We start from the raw sequence: 6,414 nt of genomic DNA, 5'->3' as shown, positions 1-6,414 counted from the left end.
CCCCGTTTGGGGGAGGGGGGGGGGGGGGGAAAGGAAAGGCCCCCCCCCCCCCACGGGGGGAAACGGGCCCCCCGGGCCGAGCCCGGGACGCCGACCTACCGCAGCCGAGCCATCAGCGCATGCTCGACCAGCGTGATGAGCGCCGACTTCGCATCCGCACGATGCCGCGCATCCGTCGTGATGATCGGAGTGTCCGGCCCGATCTGCAGCGCCTCACGCACCTCGTCCGGCTGATACGGCTGCTGGCCGTCGAAGCCGTTCAGGGCGATGACGAACGGCAGACCCGAGTTCTCGAAGTAGTCCACCGCCGGGAAGCAGTCCGCCAGACGACGGGTGTCCACGAGCACGATCGCACCGATCGCACCGCGCACCAGGTCGTCCCACATGAACCAGAAGCGGTCCTGACCGGGCGTACCGAAGAGGTACAGGATCAGGTCCTGGTCGAGCGTGATACGGCCGAAGTCCATCGCCACGGTCGTCGTCGTCTTGTCGCCGGTGTGCGTCAAGTCGTCGATCCCCGCGGACGCGGACGTCATCACGGCCTCGGTACGCAGCGGGTTGATCTCCGAGACGGCGCCCACGAACGTGGTCTTGCCCACGCCGAACCCGCCCGCCACCACGATCTTCGCGCTGGTGGTGGAGCGGGCCGCACCGCCGCTAGAGCTTTCGAAGTCCACTGAGCACCCTTTCGAGCAGTGTCACATCAGGCTGGCCGCCGGCGTTCTCGTCGCCGCCGGGCTGGTGAATGGCCACAAGACCGGCCTCCGCCAGGTCGGCGACGAGGATCCGGGCCACGCCGAGGGGGATGGAGAGAAGTGCCGAGACCTCGGCGACCGACTTGATCTCGTGGCACAGATTGCAGATCCGCTGGTGCTCGGGCAACTGGCCCTGGAGCTGGTGCGGCTGCGCGGTCGTGTGCACCAGGGCCTCGATGGCCAACTGGTACCTCGGCCGCGTCCGGCCGCCCGTCATCGCGTACGGGCGGACCAGAGGGTTGTGCGCGGCGCGGCCGGGCGCTGCCTCGGGCGAGCGGGGCGTGGGCTGCACCGGCTGGATCCGGGGCGCCCGCTGCTGCTCGTAAGGGTCACGCGGCCGCTGCGGCGGTGCGTACCGCTCCTGGTGGCTGGGCGCGGAGGGGAAGTTGTAGCGGTTGGGCGAGTTCTCGCCCTGGTCCTGGCCGTACGACCAGTTACCTGAAGACGAACCGTCTCGCGGTGTGGGACCTGCCACGTGCTTCCTCCTCCGAATTACCCGGAACCATCATGTGGAGCCGCGTCCCGAAACTTTAAGGCCCCGGGACGCGAATTCGCACTGCCTGTCTGTTAGTTGAGAAGGCTCCCCTGGAGCTCCGCACGCAGGTCCGGAGTGAGAACCGTGCCCGCGCGGTCGACCAAAAGGGCCATCTCGTACCCAATGAGGCCGATGTCCGCGTCAGGGTGTGCGAGAACGGCGAGCGACGAACCGTCCGAGATGGACATGAGGAAGAGGAATCCTCGCTCCATCTCCACAACGGTCTGGTTCACCAGGCCGCCTTCGAAGATCCGGGAGGCCCCCGCGGTCAGCGAGGTCAGACCGGAAGCGACGGCCGCCAGCTGGTCGGCTCGGTCGCGGGGAAAGCCTTCGGACATCGCCAGAAGGAGTCCGTCGGCGGAGACCACCACCGTGTGCGACACCCCGGGGGTGTTGTCCACGAAGTTGGTGATCAACCAGTTCAGGTTCTGCGCCGCCTGGCTCATCGGGCTCACACTAACGCTCCTGGTTGTAGTTGCTGCTGCCGGAGCCGAAGCCCTGGCCGTTCTGTTCTGGGGTGCCACCCGCGTCACGACCGCGCTGAACGCCGCGGCGCAGGTTGCTCAGCCTGCCCCGTACTTCCTCGGGGTCGCGGGAGACCTGGGGGCCGCCCTGCGGGGTCTGCTCCGCGGTGCCCTCGACCAGATTGGCCCGGGGCACCCGGCGCGGGAGGCCGGACTGGGTGACCCCGCCCGCCCTCGGCTGCTTGAGCTGCTCGGCCCGCTGCCAGCGCGCGTCGTTGGCGGACTGCCAGTCGTCGGAGCCGTTGCCCTCGGCGCTGTTGCCGTTGGCCGACGGACCGTCGGTCGGCGCGTTGCCGGCGAGCGGACGCTGCGGCAGCCCGCCCTGGCCCTGGCCCGAACTGCCCGGCCACTGCTGACCGTTGCCGCCGCCGGCGGTGCCGCGGCGCGGAAGGCCGGCGTCGGTGGTCTCGTGGACGGCGCTCGGGGACGGGCCCTGGGAGCTCTGCCGGTCGAAGCCTACGCGGTCGCGGTCGCCCGCGTCAGCGCCCGGAACAGATTCCGGTTCGGCCTGGTAGCCACCCTCGTACGGCTCCTGGTAGCCGCCCTGGTTCTGCCAATCGCCCTGGCCGTTGTAGTCGCCGTAGCCGTCCTGCTGCGCGCCCGCCGGGTCGGCGTAACCGGGTTCCGTATAGCCGGAGTCCTGGTAGCCGTCCTGGTTCGGGTACGCGCCCTGCGGGACCGGCTCGTAGGCGTCCTGCCGGCCGTAGCCGTTCGGGTCCTGGGCGTAGTTCTGGTTCTGGTCGTACGACTGGTCGTAGTCACCGCTTTGGTCGTACGCGCCCTGCTGCTCGTACGCGCCGTCGACCTCGTCGCGGAAGAGCGGTCGGCCACCGTCGCCGGCCGACGCCTCGAGCGCCGCGCGGCGCTCCTCGCGCATCAGCGAGCGGCCCACCGGGTCGAGTTCGCGGACGGCTTCCTCGGTGAGGGCCCCCGGGTCGTAGCGGGTGTCGTCGAAGCCGAGCTCCGCGGCGGTGCGCAGCGGAGCGGCCTCGTAGGACTGCTGCTGCGGGATCATCTGCGAGACGGTGAACTCGCTCTCGGGCAGCTGGGAGCCACCGCCACCGTGCGTGATGATGTCCGGCAGCATGACGAGCGAGGTCGTGCCGGCCTGCTCGCCCGAGGGGCGCAGCTGGACACGGACACCGTGCCGGTCCGCCAGCCGGCCGACCACGAACAGGCCCATGCGCTGGGAGATCGCGGCGTCCACGGTCGGCGGGTTGGCCAGCTTGTGGTTGATGTCCGCGAAGTCCTCGGCGGTGAGGCCGATGCCCTTGTCGTGGATCTCGATCATCACGCGGCCGTCGGGCAGACGGGTCGCGGTGACGCGGACCTTGGTCTGCGGCGAGGAGAACGTGGTGGCGTTCTCCAGGAGCTCGGCGAGCAGGTGCACGAGGTCGGTCACGGCGCGGCCGTGGATCTCGGCCTCCGGGACGCCGGTGAGCTCGATGCGCTCGTACTGCTCCACCTCGGAGGAGGCGGCGCGCAGCACGTCGACCAGCGGGACCGGCTGGTCCCAGCGGCGGCCGGGCTCCTCGCCGGCGAGGACCAGGAGGTTCTCGCCGTTGCGGCGCATACGGGTCGCCAGGTGGTCCAGACGGAAGAGGTTCTCCAGCTGGTCCGGGTCGGCCTCGTTGTTCTCCAGGTCCGTGATCAGGGTCAGCTGGCCCTCGATCAGGGACTGGTTGCGGCGCGACAGGTTGGTGAAGATCGCGTTGATGTTGCCCCGCAGGAGCGCCTGCTCGGCGGCGAGCCGGACGGCCTCGCGGTGCACCTGGTCGAAGGCGCGGGCGACCTCGCCGATCTCATCGGTCGTGGTGATCGGGATGGGCTGGACACGGGTGTCCACCCGGCCCGGCTCGGTGCGCGAGAGCTGGTCGACCAGCATCGGTAGACGCTGCTCGGCGACGTCGAAGGCGGCGGTGCGCAGGCGGCGCATCGCGCGCGACATCTGGCGGGCCATGAGCCCGGCGATGATGAACGCGGCGAGCAGGGCCACGACGACGATCGCACCGTTGATGTAGGCGTCGCGCTCGGCGTCGGAGGAGATCTGCGAGGCGTCGTCGACGGCCCGGTTGATCAGGTCGTCCTCGATGGCGCCGTAGCCCTCCATCTTCGCGGTGGCGAGCTTCTGCCAGGACTCGGCGCTGACGCCTGCCTTCTTGAGCGTACTGGCGGCCGTCTCAGGGGACTGAAGGGCCGTAGCCATCGCACCGAGCTGGAAGTCCATCACCGGCATGGCGCTGTACTGCCGCGACTGCTTCTGTCCGGCCTCGGCGCCGGGCGGCAGCTCGATGCCGGTGGACTTCTGCTGCTTCGTCATCTGCTCTTTGAGGGCCTTGGCGTCGGCCTCCGTACCGCTGGAGTTGTACTCGCCGATGGCGATGCCCTCCAGGTAGCGGTACGTGCTCAGCGACTGCAGCTGGCTGCGCAGGTCGGCCGGCTTCTGGCTCGGCCGGACGAGGATGTGCGTGCCGATGGAGCGCTGCAGCGAGGCGGAGGCCTTGGCGAGCGAGACGGCGTAGACGGTACGGCCGTAGCTCGTCACGTTGCCGGTGCCCAGGCTCAGCTCGTTGGCGAACTCCATCAGGAAGTGCTGGATGTCGGTGTACGCCTCTTCGGTCGTCAGCGGGTCCTGCGACCGCGTGTAGGCCTTCTTGCGTACGTCCTCGAGCTTGGACTCGTTCGCCTTGAAGAGCTTCAGCCGGCGCTCGAGGCCCTGGTTCGCGGGCATGTCCGCGACGGCGAGGTCGAACTTCTTCTTGGCCTCGGCCGTCTTGTCCCGGAGCTCCTTGACCTGAGCGGAGTCGCCCTCGCCGAGCAGCAGGGGAGCCGCGCTGAGGTCGCGCTCGTCGAGCAGCGCGTGGCTGTACTCGGCGGCCGCGCGCACGATGAGCGCCGTCTTCTCCGCGTCCTGCGCCTCGCTCCACGTGTCAATGGAGCCCTTCACCTGGAAGCCGCCCATGACGAGGGCGACCAGGGCGGGTATGAGGAGGATCGCGTTCAGGCGTACGGGCACACGCCAGTTGCGCGGGGACAGCCGTCCCCCGCCGCCGGCCGGCGCGGGGTCGGGGCCCTGCGTGGGCGCGGGAGCCATGACTTCCCGCTGGGGCGGGGTGAAGTTGCCCCGTGCCGACGGCTCGGGACTGCTCTTGCTTCGCCTCACTCGACCAACAACCTCTCGGCGTCGGCACGTACGTTGTGCCGCTGTCGTCTTCCAGCCCGGGTTCGGGGCAGTGCGTCCGGCCCGGTACTACTGGGCAGTTCAGCGCATTCCAGCACGTCAGCGCAGGCGATTCCAAACGTTCGGAAGAAATGATTCCGGGTGACCTGCGCCTCAGATAAAACGGTCATAAAGAGCGAGCCCCGCCAAAAGGCGGGGCTCTTGTGAGCGCAGCGATACCGAGTGACAGCAAGCGGTGTCGGTGGGCCCGGAATTCTCTGTCGAAACGTTATGAACACAGGGGCGGATCGTGTCAAAGGACACAGGGTGCTCACACAAGCCTCTAGACAACTTACGACAACTTCCGTATGTCCAGGACGACTTGATGCCCGTACGTGACTACTTCAGACGCGCCATCAGTGCGTGCTCGACGAGCGTGATGAGCGCGGACTTCGCATCCGCACGGTGGCGCGCGTCGGTCGTGATGATCGGGGTGTCCGGTCCGATCTGCAGCGCTTCGCGCACTTCGTCCGGCTGGTACGGCTGGTGGCCCTCGAAGCCGTTCAGGGCGACGACGAACGGCAGCCCGGAGTTCTCGAAGTAGTCCACGGCCGGGAAGCAGTCCGCGAGGCGGCGCGTGTCCACGAGGACCACGGCACCGATCGCACCCTTCACCAGGTCGTCCCACATGAACCAGAAGCGGTCCTGACCGGGCGTACCGAAGAGGTACAGGATCAGGTCCTGGTCCAGCGTGATGCGGCCGAAGTCCATGGCGACCGTGGTGGTCGTCTTGTTCCCGGTGTGCGTGAGGTCGTCGATCCCGGCCGAGGCCGAGGTCATCACGGCCTCGGTACGCAGCGGGTTGATCTCCGAGACGGAGCCGACGAACGTGGTCTTGCCCACGCCGAAGCCGCCCGCCACCACGATCTTCGCGCTGGTGGTGGAACGTACGGCCTCGCCGCTAGAGCTTGCGAAGTCCACTGAGCACCCTCTCGAGCAGTGTTACGTCAGGCTGGCCGCCGGCGTTCTCGTCGCCGCCGGGCTGGTGGATGGCCACGAAACCGGCTTCGGCCAGGTCGGCGACCAGGATCCGGGCCACGCCGAGCGGCATGGAAAGAAGCGCCGAGACCTCGGCGACCGATTTGACCTCACGGCACAGATGGCAGATGCGCTGGTGCTCGGGGAGCAGACCCTGCAGCTGCATCGGATCGGCCGTGGTGCTGACCAGGGCCTCGATGGCCAGCTGGTAGCGCGGCCTGGTCCGGCCGCCCGTCATCGCGTACGGGCGTACCAGCGGCTGCTCGGCCTCCATGCCGTAGTCGGTCTGAGCACCGTACGGATCGTGAGAGGCGGTGGGCGGGGTCATGAATCCTCCGGGCGGGACAGCAAGTTGTCGGTGCCGTCTGAAATGTGGCCGGTGGGGGGATCGCGGGGGCGGCC

General features: G+C 68.8%; 6 protein-coding genes. All 6 read right to left on the bottom strand.

Annotated features, from left to right (window positions below; translation table 11 throughout):
* Window positions 1-95: 95 nt before the first annotated feature.
* Entirely contained in the window at window positions 96-677 is a 582-nt protein-coding gene (locus JAO81_RS10450) for an ATP/GTP-binding protein (RefSeq protein WP_093607982.1), read from the bottom strand.
* Window positions 658-1,230 (bottom strand): DUF742 domain-containing protein, encoded by a 573-nt coding sequence (locus JAO81_RS10445; protein ID WP_199547494.1) that lies wholly within the window; start codon window positions 1,228-1,230, stop codon window positions 658-660. The genes JAO81_RS10450 and JAO81_RS10445 overlap by 20 nt, the downstream gene beginning before the upstream one ends.
* 92 nt (window positions 1,231-1,322) lie before the next feature.
* Window positions 1,323-1,736 carry a roadblock/LC7 domain-containing protein gene (locus tag JAO81_RS10440; protein ID WP_052579811.1) on the bottom strand — a complete coding sequence of 138 codons (414 nt, stop codon included), beginning with the start codon at window positions 1,734-1,736 and terminating at the stop codon, window positions 1,323-1,325.
* 10 nt (window positions 1,737-1,746) lie between these two features.
* The gene (locus JAO81_RS10435) at window positions 1,747-4,977 is read right to left on the bottom strand and encodes a nitrate- and nitrite sensing domain-containing protein (RefSeq protein WP_307813275.1); all 3,231 of its coding nucleotides are present in this window, start codon (window positions 4,975-4,977) and stop codon (window positions 1,747-1,749) included.
* A gap of 396 nt (window positions 4,978-5,373) precedes the next feature.
* Complete coding sequence (locus JAO81_RS10430) at window positions 5,374-5,955, bottom strand: ATP/GTP-binding protein (protein ID WP_165332561.1); 582 nt, start codon at window positions 5,953-5,955, stop codon at window positions 5,374-5,376.
* Window positions 5,936-6,340 (bottom strand): DUF742 domain-containing protein, encoded by a 405-nt coding sequence (locus tag JAO81_RS10425; RefSeq protein WP_199547492.1) that lies wholly within the window; start codon window positions 6,338-6,340, stop codon window positions 5,936-5,938. Before JAO81_RS10425 ends, JAO81_RS10430 begins: the two co-directional genes overlap by 20 nt.
* Window positions 6,341-6,414: the final 74 nt, after the last annotated feature.

This window comes from Streptomyces sp. N35 (assembly GCF_016464295.1).
In the GTDB taxonomy this organism is placed as follows: Bacteria; Actinomycetota; Actinomycetes; order Streptomycetales; family Streptomycetaceae; genus Streptomyces.
Note: the sequence above shows the minus strand (reverse complement) of the source record. Positions and strands in the feature narration are given on the sequence as shown.

Coding starts and splice junctions, on each gene's coding strand:
- JAO81_RS10440 (WP_052579811.1), bottom strand. CDS start 1,736: ATGAGCCAGGCGGCGCAGAACCTGAACTGGTTGATCACCAACTTCGTG.
- JAO81_RS10425 (WP_199547492.1), bottom strand. CDS start 6,340: ATGACCCCGCCCACCGCCTCTCACGATCCGTACGGTGCTCAGACCGAC.